We start from the raw sequence: 20357 nt of genomic DNA on the forward strand, positions 1-20357 counted from the left end.
GAAAGTCCCGTACCGTCTCGCTTCGCCTAAGCCGTCACGCGTCTCTGCTATCCGTCCGCCGGCATCCGTCCCGCGTCCCGATATCCGTTCCGCCGCGAAGTCGGGGCAAGCGTCCCCGCCCGGGCCGCCGCGCCGAAAGTTTCGATTGACAGCGAAAGGGCTTACATGATTGAATTATAAGGTAAGCGCTTAACTCAATCCTTTCCCTCCATTCCCGAATGCCCGAGGTTTCTCGTGACGAAGCGCACAAGGGACTATTGACGCACGTGTTGACGATTCGTTGGGAAATCTGTCGAATCGACTTTATCCGACGTCTGCCGGCGATCCGCGGGAATTAGGGTAACCGTTTTACTTAAGCGCGATCGGCTCGGTCGCCGGAGTACGGGCGATCCGCCGGCGCGCGGAGCGCAAGGAAGCGCGGCCGGACGTCCGGGAGGGAGGACGCCCGGCCAGGCGCCGACGGCATGCTGCGAGTCGGCAATCAACCCCTTAGGAGAGGTGCGGTAACACGACATGAAACCGATTGGCATTGGCATTATCGGCGCGGGGCGGATTGGCCGCCTGCACGCGGAAAATCTGGTCCGGATGAGCGGCGTCCGGATCGTCGCGATCTCGGACCTGTTCCCGGATCCGGCCCGGGAATGGGCGGCCGGCATCGGCATCCCGAAAATAAGCGGCGACTACCGCGAGCTGCTGCGCGACGCGGAGATCGACGCGCTGCTCATCTGCTCCCCGACGGGCACGCACGTGGACATCATTACCGAAGCGGCCGAGGCCGGCAAAGCGATCTTCTGCGAGAAGCCGGTCTCGCTGGAGCTCGAGCGGACGTACGCGGCCATCGAAGCGGCGGAGCGCGCGGGCGTGCCGCTGCAGATCGGCTTTAACCGGCGCTTCGACCCGAACTTCCGCCAGGTGAAGGCGTACGTCGAGCAAGGACGCATCGGCGGCGTTCACGCCGTCAAGATCACGTCGCGCGACCCGAACCCGCCGGCTCCGGAGTACGTCAAGACGTCCGGCGGCCTGTTCCTCGACATGGCGATCCACGATTTCGACATGGCGCGCTACCTGAGCGGCAGCGAGATCACGGAGGTGTACGCGATGGGCGGCGTGCTCATCGATCCGGCGATCGGCGAGATGGGCGACATCGACACCGCGATGATTTCCCTGAAATTCGCGAACGGCGCGTTCGGCACCATCGACAACAGCCGCAAGGCGTGCTACGGCTACGACCAACGGGTCGAAGTCTTCGGCGCGGACGGCTGCCTGACGGCGGACAACGACTATCCGAACAACGTCCGCGTCTTCGACGGCACGGGCATCCACGGCGAGAAGCCGAAGTATTTCTTCCTCGAGCGCTATAGCGCGTCCTACGTGCGGGAGATCGAGGATTTCCTCGCGGCGGTGCGCGGCGAGGGCAGCGTGCCCGTCCAAGGCCGCGACGGCCTGCAGGCGGAATTGGCGGCGCGCGCGGCGGGGATCTCCCTGCGCGAAGGCCGTCCGGTGAAGATTTCCGAAGTGATCGATTCCTTGAAGGAGGCTTCCGCGACATGAGTACGGTTCGTTTGACGATGGCGCAAGCGCTGGTGCGGTACCTGGACGCCCAGTACGTGGAGATCGACGGGGAAGAACGCAAATTCGTCACGGGCGTGATGGGCATCTTCGGCCACGGCAACGTGACGGGCATCGGCGAGGCGCTGGAGCGCGGCCGGGGCTCGCTTGACTTCATTCAAGGCAAAAGCGAGCAGGGGATGGCGCACGCCGCCGCCGCGTACGCGAAGCAGAGCGGCCGGCTCGCGATCTACGCCTGCACCTCGTCCATCGGGCCGGGCGCGCTCAACATGGTGACGGCCGCCGCGACGGCGACGGTGAACCGGATTCCGCTGCTGCTGCTGCCGGGGGATATTTTCGCCGACCGCCAGCCGGATCCCGTGCTCCAGCAGCTCGAGCATCCGATGGACTACACGGTATCGGCGAACGACGCCTTCAAGCCGGTCAGCCGCTATTGGGACCGGATTACCCGCCCCGAGCAGCTGATGAGCGCGATGGCGCAGGCGATGCGCGTGCTGACGGATCCCGCGGACACGGGCACGGTCACGATCGCCTTGCCGCAGGACGTCCAAGCGGAAGCGTACGATTATCCCGAGGCGTTCTTCCGCAAGCGGGTGCACAGCATCGACCGCCGTCCGCCGTCGTCCTCGGCGCTGGCGCGCGCGGCGAAGCTGATCGCGGACAAGAAGCGCCCGGTCATCGTGGCGGGCGGCGGCGTCCACTACGCGCTCGCGACCGAAACCTTGCGCAAGTTCGCCGAGCAGTTCGGCATTCCGGTGACGGAGACGCAGGCCGGCAAGAGCGTCCTGCCGTGGAACCACCCGCTGAACCTCGGCGCGGTCGGCGTCACCGGCACGCTCGCGGCGAACCGCACGGCCGCCGAGGCGGATCTCGTCATCGCGGTCGGCACGCGGCTGTCGGACTTCACGACCGCGTCCAAGACGGCGTTCGCGAACCCGGAAGCGGAGCTGCTGTGCGTCAACGTCGCGGCGTTCGACGCCCATAAGCTCGACGGCACGGCGCTCGTGGCGGACGCGAAGCTGGCGCTGGAAGGGCTGGCCGGCCTGCTGACGCAGCAGGGCTACCGCGCCGACTACGACTGCGCGGCGCTGTCGGCGCGCAAGGCGGAGTGGAACGCGGAAGTGGACGCCCTGTACGCGCTCGAGCGCGGGGACGGCCTGACGCAGACGCGCGCGCTCGGCGTCATCAACGAGTTCATCGGCGAGGACGACGTCATCGTCTGCGCGGCGGGCAGCCTGCCGGGCGACCTGCACCGGCTGTGGCGGCCGGGCAAGCCGCAAACCTACCATATGGAATACGGCTTCTCCTGCATGGGCTACGAGATCTCCGGGGCGTTCGGCGCGAAGCTGGCCCGCAGGGAAGGCGAAGTGTACGCGCTCGTCGGCGACGGCAGCTTCCTCATGCTGCACTCCGAGCTCGTGACGAGCCTGCAGGAGCGGCGCAAAATCAACGTCTTGCTCTTCGACAACCACGGCTTCCAATGCATTCACAACCTGCAGCGCGGCCACGGCAGCGACGGCTTCGGCAACGAGTTCCGCTATAAGGAAGCAGGCGTCCTCGGCGGCGATCCGCTGCCGATCGACTTCCGCGCGCTGGCGGCGAGCCTGGGCTGCGCGGCGTTCGCGGCGCACGACGCGGATTCGCTGCGCGCGGCGCTGGAGCAGGCGGCCGCTTCGGACCGCTCGACGCTCGTCCACATGCAGGTGCTGCCGGGCACGAACACGGACGGCTACGAATCGTGGTGGCGCGTCGACGGCGCGGCGGTGTCCGTCAGCCCGAAGGTCACGGCGGCGCACGAGGCGAACGCCAAGATCCGCAGCCAAGCTCGGCCGATCTAACCAGAATACGAACGATAAGGAGAGGATAGCATGCGTCCGATCGCAGAACGGGTACGGCTCGGCATTTCCGCCATCAACTGGGTCAACGAGGACATGCACGAGCTCGGCGACCATTATACGTTCGAGGATTTAATGCGCGACTTCACGTCGCTCGGCTTCGAAGGCACGGAGATGTGCCGCAAATTCCCGCAATCCGCCGCGGGCGTCCGCGACGCCTTGGCCGCGCACGGCCTGAAGCTCGGGTCCTGGTGGCGCGGCGTCCGGTTCGCGGACCCGGCCTTCCGCGAGGAAGAGCTGGCCGAATACCGCCGCCACGCGGAATTCCTGAAGGAAGCGGGCGCGAGCCACATCGTCACCTGCGAGGTGTGGGGCGCGCCGCACGCGGATCCCGCGTTCGAAGCGCGCGTCATCCTAAGCGACGAGCAGTGGCGCAACCTGGCGGAGGGCTTGAACGCCGCCGGCGCGATCGCGAGCGAGCTCGGCATGAAGCTCGTCTATCACTACCACGCGGGCACGGTCGTCGAAGGACCGCGGGAGATCGAGCGGCTCATGGCGGCGACCGACCCGTCGCTCGTGCACCTGCTGCTCGACACGGGCCACGCCGTCTACGGCGGCGGCGATCCCGCGGTCTATGCGGAGCAATACAAGGACCGCATCGCCTACGTGCACCTGAAGGACGTCCGGCCGGACGTGCTGGAGCAGGCGCGCCGCGAGAACTGGGACTTCCTGACCCGCGTCCGGAAAGGCGTCTTCACGGTGCCGGGCGACGGCTGCGTCGACTTCGCGGCGGTGCTCGGCCGGTTGGACGCGAACGGCTACGAGGGCTGGATGATTCTCGAAGCGGAGCAGGATCCGGCCATCGCCGATCCGGTCGACTACGCCGCGCGGGGCAAGGCGCATGTGCAGGCGCTGCTGCAGCAAGGAGGCGTCAAGTCATGAGCGAACTGATCGTGCGCCCGGCGGAGCCGGACGAAGCGGGCAATGTGCTGCGCGTCACCCCGGCGTCGGCCGGCTGGACGCATGTCGGCTTCGAAGTGTACCGGCTAAAGCCGGGGCAGACGCTGGAGCGGCAGACGGAAGCGCAGGAAGCGTGCCTCGTGCTGCTGAGCGGGCTGGCCGACGCGGAGGCGGGCGGGCAGCGCTGGCCGGGCATCGGCAAGCGGATGGATATCTTCGAAGGCACGCCGCCGTATTCGGTGTACGTGCCCGAGCAGCAGAGCTGCCGCATCACGGCGGTGACGGACGTGGAGCTGGCGGTGTGCCTCGCGCCGGGCCTCGGCGGCGGGCTTCCGGCCCGGCTGATCGCGCCGGAGCGGGTCGGCGTCGAGCCGCGCGGCTACGGCAGCATGACGCGCCGGGTGCAAAACATTTTGCCGGAGAGCGAGCCGGCGGACAGCCTGCTGGTCGTGGAAGTGTTCACGCCGGCCGGCAACTGGTCCAGCTACCCGCCGCACAAGCATGACCAAGACAACCTGCCGGCGGAGTCCTATCTCGAAGAAACGTACTACCATCGGGTGAACCCGGGCCAAGGCTTCGCGGTGCAGCGCGTCTACACGGACGACCGCTCGCTCGACGAGACGCTGACGGTGCGCGACGGGGAAGCGGTGCTCGTGCCGCGCGGCTATCATCCCGTGTCGGCCGCGCCGGGCTACGACAGCTATTACTTGAACGTCATGGCCGGTCCGGTCCGGACGTGGAAATTCCATAACGATCCGGCGCACGAGTGGCTGTTTCCGAAGCCGGCATCCAGTCCGGAACCGAAGGAGGAGGCTTGAGCGATGAGCAGCGGATTCGCGTTTCCGGAGGGCCGCGCGCTGGATTTCGTCAGCATCGGCCGTCTGTGCATCGATTTGAACGCCAATGAGATTCACCGGCCGCTCGAGGAGACGGTCACGTTCACCCGTTATCTCGGCGGGTCGCCGGCGAACATCACGGTCGCGCTCGCGCGGCTCGGGGCCAAGACGGGCTTCATCGGGAAAATCGCGAGCGACGGCTTCGGCCGCTTCATCCGGCGCTATCTGGAGGAGGCGGGCATCGACACGACGTCGGTCGTGGACGATGCGACGGGCGCGGTGACGGGCCTCGCGTTCACGGAAATCAAATCGCCGACGGATTGCAGCATCCTCATGTACCGCGATAACGTCGCCGATCTGAAGCTGACGCCCGGCGAAGTCGGCGAGGAGCTGATCGCCTCCGCCAAGGCGCTCGTCGTCTCCGGCACGGCGCTGGCCGCGAGCCCTTCGCGGGAAGCGGTGTTCGCGGCGATCGGCTACGCGCGCAAGCACGGCACGGCGGTCGTCTACGACATCGACTACCGGCCGTACACGTGGGCGAACCGCGACGAGATTCAAACGTACTGCGCGCTCGCGGCCGAGCAGGCGGACGTCATCTTCGGCGGCATCGAGGAATTCTCGCTGCTGGAGCCGAAGACGGACGCGCCGTTCGACGAAGCGGCGGTCGTCGCCCGCTGGCTGGGCCATCGGGCCAAGCTCGTCGTCGTGAAGCGCGGGGGCGACGGCTCGGTCGCCTACGACGCGGACGGCGGCGTGTTCCCGGGCCGCACGTTCCCGGCGAACGTCGTCAAGACGTTCGGCGCGGGCGATTCCTTCGCCGGCGCGTTCCTGTACGGCCTGCAGCAGGGCTGGCCGGTGCCGAAGTGCCAGGATTACGGCGCGGCGGCGGCGCACATCGTCGTCTCGAGCCACAGCTGCTCGGACGCCATGCCGACGCGGGCGCAGGTCGAGGACGTGCTGCGCATGGTCGGCGCGCTGGAAGTGTAGCAAGCGGAGGCCGGCGACGCGGCGGTTCGTCGCGGCGACGCGCTTGTCGGCTTTTGCGAGGGCGCCGCTCGGCATCGGCGCGCGGCGGGCGCCTCGCGGAGGCAAACGCCTAGCGCCGGCAAGCGTTCGTTTTTCCATTGGTTTTTAAGATAGGATTTTACGATAGGAGTGGAGAGAAATGGCTGATAGCATGCAAACGGTAGCCAATTATATCGGCGGGCGCTACGTGCCGTCCCGTTCCGAACGGTCGGAGGCGGTGCCGAACCCGGCGACGGGCGAGACGCTCGTGAACGTGCCGTTGTCCGCGCGCGAGGATCTGGAAGAAGCGGTCCGGGCGGCGAAGGCGGCTTATCCGGCTTGGAGCCAGACGCCGGTGCCGAAGCGGGCGCGGATTTTATTCAAATACCAGCAGCTGCTCGTGGAGCATTGGGACGAGCTGGCGAAGCTCGTCACGCTCGAGAACGGCAAGAGCTACGGCGAGGCGTACGGCGAAGTGCAGCGCGGCATCGAATGCGTCGAGTTCGCGGCGGGCGCGCCGACGCTCATGATGGGCAGCGTGCTGCCGGACATCGCGACGGGCATCGAATCCGCCATGTACCGCTATCCGATCGGCGTCGTCGGCGGCATCGCGCCGTTCAACTTCCCGATGATGGTGCCGTCGTGGATGTTCCCGCTCGCCATCGCCTGCGGCAACACGTTCGTCCTGAAGCCGTCCGAGCGGACGCCGCTCACGGCGAACCGGCTGGCGGAGCTGTTCAAGGAAGCCGGGCTGCCGGACGGCGTGTTCAACGTCGTGCACGGCGCGCATGACGTCGTGAACGGGCTGCTCGAGCACGAGGGCGTCAAGGCGATCTCCTTCGTCGGCTCGCAGCCGGTCGCGGAGTACGTTTACAAGACCGCCGCCGCGCACGGCAAGCGCGTTCAGGCGCTCGGCGGCGCCAAGAACCACTCCATCGTCCTGCCGGACGCGGACCTCGACCTCGCGGTCAAGGAAATCACGAACGCGGCCTTCGGTTCCGCCGGCGAGCGCTGCATGGCGTGCTCGGTCGTGGTCGCCGTCGGCGGGGCGGGCGACGCGCTCGTGGCCAAGCTGAAGGAGCGCGCCGAAGGACTGTCCATCGGCAACGGCCTCGACGAGGGCGTCTTCCTCGGCCCGGTCATCCGCGGCGCGCACAAGGACCGCACGCTCGGCTATATCGAGAAGGGCCTCGAAGAAGGCGCGACGCTCGTGCTGGACGGCCGGGAAGCGCCGGCCGCGCAAGGGCCGGGCTATTTCGTCGGCCCGACGATCTTCGACGGCGTGACGCAGGACATGAAGATTTGGCAGGACGAGATTTTCGCGCCGGTGCTGCAAATCGTCCGCGTCGAGACGCTGGAGGACGCGGTCGCGTGGGCGAACGAATCCGAATTCGCGAACGGCGCCTGCCTGTTCACGACGAACGGCGGCGCCGTGCGGCAGTTCCGCGAGACGATCGACGCGGGCATGCTGGGCATCAACGTGGGGGTGCCGGCGCCGATGGCGTTCTTCCCGTTCTCCGGCTTCAAGAAGTCGTTCTACGGCGACCTGCACGCGAACGGCAAGGACGGCGTCGAGTTCTACACCCGCAAGAAAATGATCGTGGCCCGTTACTAGGCGTCATGGCGGACCGCGCCCGACCTATGATACGATGAGCATAAAAAACGGGGGACGTTCACGCATGAAGCCGACGATTTACGACGTCGCCCGGGAGGCGGGCGTTTCGATCGCCACCGTGTCCAAGGTCATCAACCGGACGGGCAAGATCAGCGAGCAAACGCGGGCGCGCGTCACGGACATCATGGAGGCGATGGGGTACGCCCCGAACCTCGTGGCGACGGCGCTTTCGAGCAAGAAGACCTACATGCTCGGCCTGCTGCTGCCGGACATCTCGAATCCGTATTTCGCCGAGCTGGCGCGGAACATCGAGGACCGGGCGCACGAGCTGGGCTACAATATCGTGATTTGCAACACGGACAACCGCGTGGAGAAGGAGCGCGACTACCTCACCTTCCTGCAGCAAAAGGGCGTCGACGGCGTCCTGCTCGCCACCGGCCTCGCGCATCCGGAATCGCTCGACCTGCTCACGGACCGGAAGCTGCCGGTGACGGTCATCGCGCGCGAGGTGCCGCGTTCGCCGGTGAACACCGTGCTCGTCGACGACTACATGGGCGGGCTGCTGGCGACGTCGCATCTGCTGCGGCTCGGCCACCGGGACATCGCCATCATTGTCGAAAGCATGGACCTCGAGAGCTCGCGCCAGCGGCTGAAGGGCTACCGGGCGGCGCTGGCGGCGCACGACGCCGCGTTCGACGAGCGCCGGGTCGCGGTCAGCGATTTCTCGGTCGCGTCGGGCATGGACGTCGCGGGCGCCATCCTGGACGCGGCGGAACGCCCGACGGCGGTGTTCGCCTGCAACGACCTGCTCGCGATCGGCACGATCCAGGCGGCGCGGGCGCGGGGCATTCCGGTGCCCGGCGAGCTGTCCGTGGTCGGGTTCGACAACACGTTCCTGTGCGGCATCATCGACCCCGCGCTGACCACGGTCGGCCAGCCGATCCGCGAGCTCGGCCGCCAGGCGGTGGATCTGCTGCACAAGCAGATGGGCGGCGAGGAGCCGGCCCGCCAGCGCGTCGTGCTGCTGCCGGAGCTGGTCGTGCGCGCGTCGACGCAGGCGCCGGGCGGCGCCGCGGGGGCGTGAGCGAGACGCCGCGCGGGAAGCGAAAAGACCTTCCGCGGCCATGGAAACATGGCTGCGGAAGGTCTTTTTGGCGTGACCGCCACCGGCGCGGGCGCCCGGCGACAGACTGGCCGGATGCGGTCGCAAGGGCTGCGCTGGCGGCGGGCCTGTTCCACGCGGCTTGGCGAAGCAGCGCGGTGTCCGCGGCGGCAGGCGGCGCGTCGCCGACCAGCCTGGAACGGACGGCCGAGCCGGCCCGGCCCGAGCGGTAGGCCCGAATCGCGACGGCAGCAGGCGCGGTGACCGATGCGATCGGTCATCCCCCCAGCCGCGTCCCGCCCCCCGCCCCGCCTTACCGCAAGCCCGCCGGCAGCTTCACCGCGTACAGCGTGCCCCCCGCGCGGACGTAGGCGAGCGCGCCGGACTTCAGCGTCGGCTCGAAATCCCGCGAGCCGAGCTTCACGGTGAACGCGGGCTTCAGCGCCGCGAAATCGTACGCGTCGAAGGTGCCGTCCGCCCGGGCGACGTAGAGCCCGTTGCCGAACAGATCGGTTTGCACCGGCTGGACGCCGCCGGGGTACGTCACGAACTGCCCGTTTGCCGTCTTCAGCGCCAGGATGCCGTGATCGTGGACGTTCTGGTACAGGAGCCGGCCGCCGTATACCCGGTACAGCGGCTGGTAATCCCGTCCGTTCGGGGCGGCATAGCGCTGAACGGGCTTGGCGTCCGCGGCGTAGGCGGCGAAATCGTATCTGGCCACGGCCTGGTCCTGGTAGACGTACAGGTCGTTCCCGTCGAGGAACGCCGAGCCGTACGCGCCGCCGAAGCGGTATTGGCCCGGAAGCTCGGGCTGCGTCGTCCACTTGTAGACGCGCTCGCCTTTCTTGGCGCCGGTCTTCAGGCTCAGCACCGCGATATGCAGGCTCTTGTTGACGGGGTCGTCGTCGCCGACCATGAACGTGTCCATGACGGAATAGGCGAGCCCGTCCTTCGCGGCGAGCGGGGCGCCTTGGCGGAACGCGGTCCACAGCTGCTTGCCGGTCTTCGCGTCGTAGGCGTTGATCTGGCTCGAGGACAGCGCGCCCTGCACCATGTAGCTGCGCAGCGCGACGCCGTCCGACACCGTCACGCCGGTCAGGCCGGCCTCGTATTGGCCGCCCGTCTCGGTCGTTTTCCAGCGCAGCTTGCCGGTCGCCCGGTCGAGCGCGAAGAGCGTCAGGTTTTGCGTGACGTAGACCGTGTCGCCGATGGGTTCGATGCTGCCCGCTTGGTCCGCGCGAATGCCCGCCGTCCACTTCTTGGCGCCGTTCGTGCCCACCGCGTAGACGGAGCCGTCCTTCGCCGCGCCGTATACAACGCCCCGGTCGTACGTCAGCAGCGGCTTCAGCCCCGCGCCGTACTTCCACAGCCGCTTCCCGGTCGCGCCGTCGTAGGCGGCCAGCTGCCCGCCCGTCACGAGCGCGAACACGCGCCCTTCCTCGGCGAGCGCGGCCGTGTACGTCCGGCCGTCCTGCTGAAACTTCGCCAGGGGCAGCTGCCAGGCCGGCTTGACGACCGGCGCGGACGCCTGCGGGCCGTAAATCGGCGTAGCGCTGCTCACCGCCGGCTGTTCGGCGTAGGCGGCCGGCTGTCCGCCGGGCATCGCCCCGATAACGATCGCCGCGGCCAAGCCGAGCGCCGCCGTCGTCCTCCACATGCTGTTCGTTGTCATCGCGCGCACCATCCATTCCTTGAATTGTAATCTGCTATTCGTTCAAGCGAGCACTAGGCCCGAATATGCCTTCTCAAACGCGTCCGATTTGTAAAAGGTTGCAAGCGCAGGGATTTTATTGATGCCCGCATGCCGCCATGTTCCCCGTGAACCGCCGCATTTCCCCGCGAGCCGCCCCGCACCGGTTCCATGCTTCGCCCGCAAAGCGCCGTCGTCGTCGTCCCGGGGGCTCATTCCAACCAAGCCGCCTCCCAAATAAACGCAGAAAACGCCGCTCTCCGGGTACGGTCGTACCGGAAAGCGGCGTTATTCGTCTGGCGTGTAACGGCGGCTCGGTCGTCGGTCTAGGCGTCGCGCGGCCCTCATGCGAACAGCGCCGCCAGCACGGCCTGGATTCGCCGGAGCATGCCTTTCGGCTGCGCGGCCGCGGCGGGGTTGCCGCCGTTCCGGGGCTCCCGCATCCATTGCCCGGACGCCCGCCGGCGGAGTTCGTCTTCTTTCATTTCCGCCAATTTTTGATGCTCGTAGTGGTTTAACATGTTCGATCACTCCGTTGACACATGAATTGCAGTTTTGGAACTCATTTCCTCCCTGCTCGAAGGAAAGTTTATCATGTACTTCAGATTGGCAGTTATCTATAATATTCGATAACTACGATCGGTTTTTTCGATGCGTCAAGGGGGTTGGCGGGCATGGACATTCAGCATTTCCTCACGTTTCGCGAGGTGGCCAAGTGGCAAAATTACACGAAAGCGGCGGACCAGCTCGGCTACGCGCAGTCGAGCGTCACGACGCAGATCCAGAAGCTGGAGCAGGAATACGGCGTCGTGCTGTTCGAGCGCTTCGGGCGGCGGATGCGGCCGACGCAGTCGGGCGAGCAGCTGCTCCTCTACGCGAACCAGATCGCCGACCTCTTCCAGGAGTCCAAATCCGTCGTCGGCCGGCAGGAATGCGGCGCCCTCGGCATCGCCTCGATCGAAACGATGGCGGCGTTCCTGCTCCCCAGGTACCTCCACCGGTTCCGGGGGATGTATCCCCAGGTGCAGGTGCTGCTGGAGCCGGCGCAGGAGGAGCGGGTCAAGCAGGCGGTGCGGGACGGCGAGGCCGACATGGGCATTCTGCTCGACGTTCCGCTCGCGGATCCGGAGCTGGACAGCATCGTCATTCGCAAGGAAGAGATGGTCGTCGCGGCCAGCGCGGACCATCCCTTCGCCAAGCTGAAGGCGGTGGAGTGGCGGCAGCTGAGCGGGGAGTCGTTCATCATGACGGAGCAGGACTGCACCTACCGCGCGGCGCTCGAGCGGGAGCTGCGGACGCGGCAAATTCCGTACCGGCTCGCCTACGAGCTCGGCAGCATGGAAGCGATCAAGCAGTGCGTCGTCTACGGCCTCGGCATCGCGCTCATCCCGCGCATCGCGATCCAGTCGGAGCTCGAGAAGGAGCAGCTGTGCACGGTGCCGCTCTGCATGGAGGACCTCTCTTTCTACACGCAGCTGATATACCGCAAGCGCAAATACATGACGACGCCGATGAAGCATCTCATCGAGCTGCTCACGGAGGGCCATGAGGCGCAAACCGTGTAAACGGCGGGCAAAGACAGGCGGAATTCCGTGACGGCGGGGGGGGCTGCCTGTTGGCGTATCCGGGGGTCCGGCCGGGAGATAGGGGTAAAACGAGCCGTACGGCGATCACGCCCGGGATTGCCGTTTGGCGCCCGGAGCGGCTTCGGCGCTATCGAGGAAGGCCGCATCGCGCTCGCGCCGATATAACGCGATAAATAGGGAGGAACCGTTCATGAATCGATGGCATGCGCTGCCCAAGGTCGATCTTCACGTCCATCTCGACGGAAGCCTGCGTCCGGCCACCGTCCTCGCGATCGCCGCGGCCGAGGGCATCGGGCTGCCGGCCGCCACGGAAGCGGGGCTCCTGCCCCATATGCAAGCGGACGACGACTGCCGCAGCCTTCCGGAATATCTAAGCAAATTCGCGTTCACGACCCGGTTCCTGCAGTCCGGGGCGGCGCTGGAGCGCGCGGCGTTCGAGACGCTGGAGCAGGCGGCCGCGCAGAACTGCCGCTACGCCGAGGTCCGCTTCGCGCCTCAGCTGCACCGCCTGAAGGGGATGCGCGCGGAAGAGGCCGTCCATTACGTGACCGAGGGCTTGAAGCGGGCGGAAAAGCAGTTCGATATCCAAGGCCGGGCGATCGCGATCTGCATGCGGAACCACGACCGCGCCGCCAATCTGGAGGTCGTCGAGGCGGCGGCCCGGTACGCCGGGCGCGGGATCGTCGCGGTGGATCTGGCGGGCGACGAGGCGGCGTATCCTCCGGATCGGTTCCGCGACGTCTTCGCGCTCGCCGATAAGCGCGGGCTGCCCGTCACGATCCACGCGGGCGAAGCGGGCGGGGCCGAAAACGTGCTCGAGGCCGTGGAGCGTCTCGGCGCGTCGCGCATCGGGCACGGCGTGCGGCTGCGCGAGGATCCCGCCGTTCTGCAGCGCGTGCTGGAGCGGCGCATTCCGCTCGAAATGTGCCCGTCGAGCAACATTCAGACGAAAGCGGTGAACGGCTGGGACGACTACCCGATCCGCGATTATTTCGACCGGGGGCTCGTCGTCACGGTGAACACGGACAATCCGGGCGTATCCGGGACGGACATCACGCGGGAATACGGCATCGTCGCGGAGAAGTTCGGCTTCTCGGACCGGGAGCTGGCCGTCCTGATCCGAAACGGCGCGCGGGCGGCGTTCCTCGGAGAGACGGAGAAACGGGCGCTGACGAAGCGGATCGACGACGAACTGGCGGCAATGCGGCTGTAAGAACGGCGGGTGACGCGGATGGAGCGGCCGGTGCCCGGCGGTCGTCGAGAATGCGCGCCGGTGCCAGCGCGAGCGGCCCGTGCCGGGCACGCAGCCGGCGTAGCGGGCGTCGGACGTCCGCGCCCGCGGGCCGCGACCGGCCCCGATAACCTCCCGGGAGTCGACTTCCCGGCCGGTTGTCCCGTATACTAACGGAAAAAGGCGATGCGCGGCCGGCGGCGGACAAGCCGGCGCGCGGCGAGAGGAGTCGAGGGGAAGCATGGGCATGGAGACGGGCGCTTCGGCGGAGCGGCGGGAGACGGAAAAAGAGGAGCGCCGGCGGCGCGAGCGCTATTCGCGCCAGATGCTGTTCGCGCCGATCGGCGAAGACGGCCAGCGCAAGATCGAGGCGGCGCGGGTCGCGGTCGTCGGCATGGGCGCGCTCGGCACCGTGATCGCGAACCATTTGGCGCGGGCGGGCGTCGGGCGGCTGCGGCTGATCGACCGCGATTACGTCGAGCGGAGCAATTTGCAGCGGCAGATGCTGTACGACGAGGACGACGTCCTGCAGGCGCGGCCGAAGGTCGTCGCGGCGGAGCGTCGGCTCGCCATGATCAACGGGGACATCGCGATCGAGCCGGTCGTGGCGCACCTGACGGCGTCGAACGCGGAAGCGCTGCTGGCCGATGCCGACCTCGTGCTGGACGGGACGGACAATTTCGGCACGCGCCTGCTCGTGAACGACGTCTGCTTCAAGCACGGCATTCCGTTCGTCTACGGCGGGGCCGTCAGCTCGAGCGGCATGACCGCGGCGTTCGTGCCGGGCCGGACGTCCTGCCTGCGCTGCCTGCTGGGCGGGGGCGACGGCGCGGGCGACACGTGCGACACCGTCGGCGTGATTTCGCCGATCGTCGATATCGTCGCCTCCTTGCAGGCGGTGGAGGCGCTCAAGCTGCTCGTCGGCGACGAAGCGTCGCTGCGGAAGGGGCTGCTGTCGATGGACGTCTGGCGGCACGGCACGATGGACATGCGGCTGCCGGAGCCGAGCCCGACGTGCCCGACGTGCGGCTTGCGGCGCTATCCGTCGCTGAACGCGGAGGACGCCGCGCTTCCCGTGACGCTGTGCGGCCGCGAGACGGTGCAGATCGGCGGCCGCCGGAGCCTCGATCTCGCGGAGACGCGCGAACGGCTGAGCCGCTCCTGCGCGGTGACGGCGAACCCGTACCTGCTGCGGGCGGAGCTGCCGGAGGGCGAGCGGCTCGTCGTGTTCCCCGACGGGCGCGTGCTCGTTCAGGGCACGGAGGATCTCGCCAGGGCGCAGTCGCTGTACGACCGGTACATCGGTTCTTGATTCATTTTCGGCGGAAGCGTGTATATTATGGGCAGCGGCCGCGTATAATAGCAAAGGCAAGCGGTCGTTGCCAGTTTCGCCGGATTTTCGGAACGCCCACAAATTTTTGTAAAAGCTTGTAAGCTCATTGCATTTCAAAATCAGATATGTTACTATGACCTTAATCAAAAAACCCCGAATTCACATATTGAAAAGGGTGTCATTTTGTGAATGGTACGTTTTTCAATGTGTGATTTTTTTATTTCGCTACCACGAATAAAAAGTACATGTTAATTTAATTTTTGGAGGTAATTCCCCATGCAACAAGGAACAGTTAAATGGTTTAACGCAGAAAAAGGTTTCGGCTTCATCGAAGTCGAAGGCGGCAACGACGTATTCGTACACTTCTCCGCGATCCAAGGCGAAGGTTTCAAAACGCTTGACGAAGGCCAACGCGTTGAGTTCAACGTTGTTCAAGGCAACCGTGGTCCTCAAGCTGAAAACGTCGTAAAACTGTAAGTTTTACCGTTTCGGTTCGAACAGCCCCGCGCAATTTGCGCGGGGCTGTTCTTTTTTTGCACGCGTGGCGCCCTTTCGGAGACGGTGCCCCTGTTTCAGCCGGGATCCGAACCGGTTAATAAAGGGGTAATGCGTTTCAGACTGTCCGTACAAGCCGGGGGGGTTGGCCATGTCGCTGCAAAAAGGGTTTTTTCGGATTTGCCTGGTGATCATCGCGCTGCTTCTGATCGTGTATTTGACTGCGAAGATCAGCTTTATCTTCAAGCCGCTCCTCACGATCTTCAATATTCTCATCGTGCCGTTCATGCTCGCGGGGTTCTTCTACTACCTGCTCCGGCCGGTCGTGAGCGTGTTGGTCCGGCGGCAAATGAGCAAGGTGTTCGCGATTCTGGTCATTTATGTTCTGCTCGCCGGGCTGCTCAGCATCTTCGCCGCGGTCGTGTGGCCGACGCTGCAGACGCAGCTGGAAAACTTCGTGAAGGGCGCGCCGGAGCTGATCGACGGTTTCCGGTACCAGCTGACCCAGCTGCAGCACAGCCCGGTGTTCTCGAGCTTCGCGGGCGACGAGTCGGAGCTCACGACGAAGCTGTCGGAGTACCTGAACGACGCCATTACCGCGGCTTCGGACTACGTGACGAACGTCGTGTCGGTCGTGACCAGCTTCGTCATCATCATCGCCACCGTGCCGATCATCCTGTATTATATGTTGAAGGAGAGCGACCACATCCCGGCATCGATTTTGCACGTCGTGCCGCGCCGGTACCGCAAGGACGGACAAGAGGTGCTGAAGGAGATCGACGGGGCGCTCAGCGGCTTCATCGTGGGGCGGGTCATCATCACGTGCCTGCTCGCGGTCATGCTGTACATCGGCTTCCTGATCATCGGGCTGCCGTATTCGCTGCTGCTCGCGATCGCGGCGTTCTTCCTCAACATCATTCCGTACATCGGGCCGATCCTGGGCGCGATCCCGTCGATCATCGTCGCGTTCACCGTGTCGCCGACGATGGCGTTCTGGGTCGTGGTCGTGACGATCATCGCCCAACAGATCGAGGGGAACGTGCTGTCCCCGAGCATCTACGGCCGGCGGCTGGACATCCATCCGCTGACGACGATCGTGCTGCTGCTCGTAGCGGGCGACATCGCCGGGATTCTCGGCGTCATTCTCGCCATTCCGGCGTACATGGTCGTGAAGATCATCGTGGTGCGCGTGTACAACCTGTTTTTGGCGGAGAAAGTGGAAGAGCTCGTGGACTGAGCCGCCGGCCGGAGCAACGGTTCCCGAGGAACGTTGCTTTTTGGCATGCTGCGAAGGAGCGGGCCGTTTAAGGTTCAACAATGGTGGAGGGACGACCGGATGTGGAAGCATGCAAGGTTTACGTTAAGATCCAAAATCATTCTCGGGTATTTGATCGTGCTTGTCTGCGTGGGTATCTGCATCGCGGTGCTGAACGGCCGGATGAGCTCGATGGATCGGGAGATCGACTTCATCAACGGCCACGACATGACCGTGCACGATTTGGCGTACCAGATCGAGAACCATATGCTGAATATGGAGACGGGGCAGCGCGGTTACGCGCTCACCGGCCAGGAAACGTACCTGGAGCCGTACGCGTCGTCCCGCGCGGACTGGCTGGCGGCGTACAACGAGCTGTACCGGCTCGTCGCGGATAATCCCGGCCAACAGGCGAAGCTGCAGGAGATCCGCGCGAACGTCGAGCGATGGATCGAAACCGCCGGCGAGCCCGTCATCGCGGCGAAGAACGCGGGCGATGCGGCGACGCTGAATCAGTTCTTCCGGCTCGATCCCGGCAAAAAAATCATCGACGCGCTGCGCCTGGAGCTGACCGATTTCCTGAAGGTCGAGAAGGGGCTGACGCAGCAGCGGATCGATGACCTCGACGCGAAGAACCGGAGCTTCAAGATCGGGTTGTACCTCGTGCTGCTCATCGTGACCGTGCTGGTCGTCGCCGTCTCGCTCGTCGTCTCCGGCACGATCGTCCGGAACATCCGGCAGGTCATCGACGCGATCCGCGACATCGCCGCCTCCGAAGGGGCGCGAAGGGTGAGGCGGATCGACATGCGCACGCGCGACGAGGTGCGGGAGCTGGGCGAGGCGACGAACGACCTCCTGGACGCGCAGGAGCGGGCGCGCCTGCTGCAATCCGGCATCGCCGAGATCGCGGTATCCACCCAAGGCGTCTCGCATGTCAACGAGCTCTCGCAGTCGTTCATGGCGAAGACGGCGGAGCTGCTGGGCGCGGCCTACGGCGTCTTCTACGTCCGGCAGGGCGACAAGCTGGTCCGGAGCGCGTCGTACGCCGCGTCCGGCTCGCCGGCCGGACTCGAACGGTTCGCCATCGGAGAAGGCATCGTTGGCCAGAGCGCGCTCGAGAAGCGGGTGTTCCTGCTGGACGGGCTGCCCGAGCGGCATGTCCGGATCACGACGGGGCTCGGAGACTCCGATCCGAAGAGCATCCTCGTCTTCCCGATCGAATTCGAAGGCCGGGTCGAGGGCGTGGCGGAGTTCGCGTCGCTGCATGCGTTCACGCCGGCGCACCTGGAGCTGATCGAGCAGAGCCGCGGCAACGTCGGCATCGCGCTCAACAACGTCAAGGCGCAGATGCAGGTCGCCCGGCTGCTGGAGGAGTCGCAGACGCTCGCCGAGGAGCTGCAGGCGCAGACGGAGGAGCTGCAGCAGCAGTCCGAGGAGCTGCAGTCGCAGTCCGAGCAATTGCTCGCGCAGCAGGAGGAGATGCGGGCGTCGAACGATGCGCTGAAACGGTCGGAGGAGCGGCTGCAGCGCCAGCAGGAAGAGCTCGAGGAGAGCAATTCGGAGCTGGCGAAGCGTTCCCAGCGGCTGGAGATCCAGATGCACCAGGCCGAGGCGTTCAACAAGCAGATCGCGCATCAAAATTCGGCGCTGGCCCGGCAGGCGGACGATCTCGCGGCGGCGTCGCGCTACAAGTCGGAATTTCTGGCCAACATGTCGCATGAGCTCCGCACGCCGCTCAACAGCCTGCTGATCCTCTCGCAGATGCTGGCGGACAACAAGCAGGGCAACCTGCTGCCGAAGCAGGTGGAATTCGCGAATACGATCCATTCCTCGGGCACGGACCTGCTGCGCCTGATCGACGAAATCCTCGATTTGTCCAAGGTGGAAGCCGGACAAATGAAAATCGAGATCGGCCCGGTCTACCTGGCCGACATCCGGGACGCGCTGCAGCGCGGCTACGAGCCGCTCGCGGGCAAGAAGGGCGTCGCGTTCCGGGTCGAGATCGCGCGCGATCTGCCGGAGGCGATTCAGACGGACGTCCACCGGCTGCAGCAGATTTTGAAGAACCTGCTCTCCAACGCCTTCAAATTCACCCATCAGGGCCATGTCACGCTGCGAATGCACCGGCCGGAGGGGCCTCCGCCAGGGGCCGAAGGTTGGCCCGGCGGGCACGGAGCCGAGGGCGTCGTCGCCTTCTCCGTGGCCGACAGCGGCATCGGCATTCCGAACGGGAAGAAGGAGATCATTTTCGAGGCGTTCCAGCAGGCCGACGGCTCGACGAGCCGCAAATACGGCGGCACGGGGCTCGGCCTGACGATCAGCCGCGAGCTGTCCGGCCTGATCGGCGGCCGGATCGCGATCGAGAGCGAGGAGGGCGTCGGCAGCGTCTTCACGCTGTACGTGCCGGAGCGGTACGAGGACGCCGCGCCCGCCGGCCTTCCCGCGGCGGCGGAAGCCGGTTCCGCGCCGGAGCCGCGCGGCCCCGGCGGCGCTTCCGCGCCGGACGAAGCGGCAGCGAGCCGGGAGGCGGCCCGCCGGGAGGAGCAGCTGCTCGCGCCGAGCATCGAGTGGACGAGCCCCGAGCTGCTGGCGCCGTCCCCGCTGGAGGATGACCGCGACGACATCCGAGCGGGCGACCGGGTGCTGCTCATCATCGAGGACGACGAGCGATTCGCCGGCATTTTGCTCGATATGGCCCGGGCGCGCAAGTTCAAGGCGCTGATCGCGCTGGAAGGCGACAAAGGATTGGCGCTCGCGCACAAGTATAAGCCGGACGGCATTCTGCTCGACATCCAGGTGCCCGTCATCGACGGCTGGTCGATCCTGGAGCGGCTGAAGCAGCATTCGGAGCTGCGGCATATTCCGGTGCACGTCATCTCCGTCGTCGACGAGCCGCAGAAGGGGCTGACGATGGGAGCGATGGCGTTCCTGAAGAAGCCGGTGAACAAGGCGCACATCGAGCAGGCGCTCTCCCGCGTGGAATCGTTTATGGCGCGCGACCTGAAGCGGCTGCTCATCGTCGAGGACGACATCGTCCTGCGCGACAGCATGGTGGAGCTGATCGGGCACGACGACGTGCTCATCACCGCCGTGTCGACGGGCCGGGAAGCGCTGGAGGAGCTGGGCAAGGAGCATTTCGACTGCATGGTGCTCGACCTCGGCTTGACCGACATCTCCGGCTTCGAGCTGCTGGACCGCATCCGGCGGTCGGATCGCCTGAAGCAGCTGCCGATCATCATCTACACCGGCAAGGAGCTCGACATGCGCGAGGAGCTGGAGCTCAAGAAATACGCCGAGAGCATCATCATCAAGAACGTCAAGTCGCAGGAACGGCTCTTCGACGAGACGGCGCTGTTCCTGCACCGGGTGAAAGCGGACATGCCGGAGGACCGCCGGCAAATCCTCGAGCGGCTCTACAACAACGAGACGGCGTTCGAGGGCAAGCGGCTGCTGCTCGTCGAGGACGACATCCGGAACATTTTCGCCCTCTCCAACGTGCTGGAATCGTACGACATGCGGATTTCGTTCGCCGAGAGCGGGCGCGAGGCGCTGGAGCTGCTGGAGAAGGACCCGGACTTCGACCTCGTCCTGATGGACATCATGATGCCGGACATGGACGGCTACGAGGCGATGAAGGCGATCCGCGCCATGCCGCGGTTCGAGAAGCTGCCGATCATCGCGCTGACGGCCAAGGCGATGAAGGAGGACCGCCAGCGCTGCCTGGATGCCGGCGCCTCCGACTACATCAGCAAGCCGATCGACATCGAGAAGCTGCTGTCGCTGCTGAAGGTGTGGCTGTACGCGTAAGGGCCGCCGGCGCGGGCCGCGGGGCTTCATCCCGGCCG

At 66.0% G+C, this 20357-nt stretch carries 15 protein-coding genes; 13 read left to right on the top strand and 2 right to left on the bottom strand.

Features of this window, described 5'->3' with window-relative positions; genetic code table 11:
- The first annotated feature begins 513 nt into the window (after nt 1–513).
- From iolG to BMZ79_RS18575, 7 genes are all read left to right on the top strand, one after another.
- Nucleotides 514–1551, top strand: coding sequence for an inositol 2-dehydrogenase (gene iolG, locus BMZ79_RS18545; RefSeq protein WP_090642372.1), 1038 nt, complete (start codon nt 514–516; stop codon nt 1549–1551).
- On the top strand, nt 1548–3407 hold the full coding sequence (gene iolD / locus BMZ79_RS18550; protein ID WP_090642373.1) for a 3D-(3,5/4)-trihydroxycyclohexane-1,2-dione acylhydrolase (decyclizing): 1860 nt from the start codon (nt 1548–1550) through the stop codon (nt 3405–3407). Before iolG ends, iolD begins: the two co-directional genes overlap by 4 nt.
- Nucleotides 3408–3437: 30 nt before the next feature.
- Nucleotides 3438–4346, top strand: coding sequence for a myo-inosose-2 dehydratase (gene iolE / locus BMZ79_RS18555; protein WP_177222199.1), 909 nt, complete (start codon nt 3438–3440; stop codon nt 4344–4346).
- Complete coding sequence (gene iolB / locus BMZ79_RS18560; RefSeq protein WP_090642375.1) at nt 4343–5182, top strand: 5-deoxy-glucuronate isomerase; 840 nt, start codon at nt 4343–4345, stop codon at nt 5180–5182. The genes iolE and iolB overlap by 4 nt, the downstream gene beginning before the upstream one ends.
- 3 nt (nt 5183–5185) lie before the next feature.
- Entirely contained in the window at nt 5186–6187 is a 1002-nt protein-coding gene (gene iolC / locus BMZ79_RS18565; protein WP_090642377.1) for a 5-dehydro-2-deoxygluconokinase, read from the top strand.
- A gap of 178 nt (nt 6188–6365) precedes the next feature.
- Nucleotides 6366–7820 (top strand): CoA-acylating methylmalonate-semialdehyde dehydrogenase, encoded by a 1455-nt coding sequence (locus BMZ79_RS18570; RefSeq protein WP_090642378.1) that lies wholly within the window; start codon nt 6366–6368, stop codon nt 7818–7820.
- A gap of 64 nt (nt 7821–7884) precedes the next feature.
- The gene (locus tag BMZ79_RS18575; protein ID WP_090642380.1) at nt 7885–8904 is read left to right on the top strand and encodes a LacI family DNA-binding transcriptional regulator; all 1020 of its coding nucleotides are present in this window, start codon (nt 7885–7887) and stop codon (nt 8902–8904) included.
- Nucleotides 8905–9235: 331 nt separating this feature from the next.
- On the opposite strand, the gene BMZ79_RS18580 is transcribed toward BMZ79_RS18575, so the two are convergent.
- Complete coding sequence (locus tag BMZ79_RS18580) at nt 9236–10594, bottom strand: outer membrane protein assembly factor BamB family protein (RefSeq protein ID WP_177222200.1); 1359 nt, start codon at nt 10592–10594, stop codon at nt 9236–9238.
- Between the two features lie 362 nt (nt 10595–10956).
- The gene (locus tag BMZ79_RS34320; protein WP_256252829.1) at nt 10957–11097 is read right to left on the bottom strand and encodes a hypothetical protein; all 141 of its coding nucleotides are present in this window, start codon (nt 11095–11097) and stop codon (nt 10957–10959) included.
- Between the two features lie 189 nt (nt 11098–11286).
- Between BMZ79_RS34320 and BMZ79_RS18590 the strand changes: the two genes are divergently transcribed.
- The 6 genes from BMZ79_RS18590 (at nt 11287) to BMZ79_RS18615 (ending at nt 20319) form a co-directional block, all read left to right on the top strand.
- A complete protein-coding gene (locus BMZ79_RS18590; RefSeq protein WP_090642384.1) occupies nt 11287–12177 on the top strand; it encodes a LysR family transcriptional regulator in 891 nt (296 codons plus the stop codon).
- 211 nt (nt 12178–12388) lie between these two features.
- Nucleotides 12389–13411, top strand: a complete 1023-nt coding sequence (gene add, locus BMZ79_RS18595; RefSeq protein ID WP_090642386.1) for an adenosine deaminase — start codon at nt 12389–12391, stop codon at nt 13409–13411.
- Nucleotides 13412–13676: 265 nt separating this feature from the next.
- On the top strand, nt 13677–14741 hold the full coding sequence (locus BMZ79_RS18600) for a ThiF family adenylyltransferase (protein ID WP_090642712.1): 1065 nt from the start codon (nt 13677–13679) through the stop codon (nt 14739–14741).
- Between the two features lie 297 nt (nt 14742–15038).
- Entirely contained in the window at nt 15039–15239 is a 201-nt protein-coding gene (locus BMZ79_RS18605; RefSeq protein ID WP_090642387.1) for a cold-shock protein, read from the top strand.
- A gap of 169 nt (nt 15240–15408) precedes the next feature.
- Nucleotides 15409–16494, top strand: a complete 1086-nt coding sequence (locus BMZ79_RS18610; protein ID WP_090642389.1) for an AI-2E family transporter — start codon at nt 15409–15411, stop codon at nt 16492–16494.
- 99 nt (nt 16495–16593) lie between these two features.
- Nucleotides 16594–20319, top strand: a complete 3726-nt coding sequence (locus BMZ79_RS18615) for a response regulator (protein WP_177222202.1) — start codon at nt 16594–16596, stop codon at nt 20317–20319.
- Nucleotides 20320–20357 lie beyond the last annotated feature (38 nt).

It is taken from the genome of Paenibacillus sp. UNC496MF (assembly GCF_900113915.1).
In the GTDB taxonomy this organism is placed as follows: Bacteria; Bacillota; Bacilli; order Paenibacillales; family Paenibacillaceae; genus Paenibacillus_Z; species Paenibacillus_Z artemisiicola.

Coding starts and splice junctions, on each gene's coding strand:
- iolG (WP_090642372.1), top strand. CDS start 514: ATGAAACCGATTGGCATTGGCATTATCGGCGCGGGGCGGATTGGCCGC.
- iolD (WP_090642373.1), top strand. CDS start 1,548: ATGAGTACGGTTCGTTTGACGATGGCGCAAGCGCTGGTGCGGTACCTG.
- iolE (WP_177222199.1), top strand. CDS start 3,438: ATGCGTCCGATCGCAGAACGGGTACGGCTCGGCATTTCCGCCATCAAC.
- iolB (WP_090642375.1), top strand. CDS start 4,343: ATGAGCGAACTGATCGTGCGCCCGGCGGAGCCGGACGAAGCGGGCAAT.
- iolC (WP_090642377.1), top strand. CDS start 5,186: ATGAGCAGCGGATTCGCGTTTCCGGAGGGCCGCGCGCTGGATTTCGTC.
- BMZ79_RS18570 (WP_090642378.1), top strand. CDS start 6,366: ATGGCTGATAGCATGCAAACGGTAGCCAATTATATCGGCGGGCGCTAC.
- BMZ79_RS18575 (WP_090642380.1), top strand. CDS start 7,885: ATGAAGCCGACGATTTACGACGTCGCCCGGGAGGCGGGCGTTTCGATC.
- BMZ79_RS18580 (WP_177222200.1), bottom strand. CDS start 10,594: ATGACAACGAACAGCATGTGGAGGACGACGGCGGCGCTCGGCTTGGCC.
- BMZ79_RS34320 (WP_256252829.1), bottom strand. CDS start 11,097: ATGAAAGAAGACGAACTCCGCCGGCGGGCGTCCGGGCAATGGATGCGG.
- BMZ79_RS18590 (WP_090642384.1), top strand. CDS start 11,287: ATGGACATTCAGCATTTCCTCACGTTTCGCGAGGTGGCCAAGTGGCAA.
- add (WP_090642386.1), top strand. CDS start 12,389: ATGAATCGATGGCATGCGCTGCCCAAGGTCGATCTTCACGTCCATCTC.
- BMZ79_RS18600 (WP_090642712.1), top strand. CDS start 13,677: ATGGAGACGGGCGCTTCGGCGGAGCGGCGGGAGACGGAAAAAGAGGAG.
- BMZ79_RS18605 (WP_090642387.1), top strand. CDS start 15,039: ATGCAACAAGGAACAGTTAAATGGTTTAACGCAGAAAAAGGTTTCGGC.
- BMZ79_RS18610 (WP_090642389.1), top strand. CDS start 15,409: ATGTCGCTGCAAAAAGGGTTTTTTCGGATTTGCCTGGTGATCATCGCG.
- BMZ79_RS18615 (WP_177222202.1), top strand. CDS start 16,594: ATGTGGAAGCATGCAAGGTTTACGTTAAGATCCAAAATCATTCTCGGG.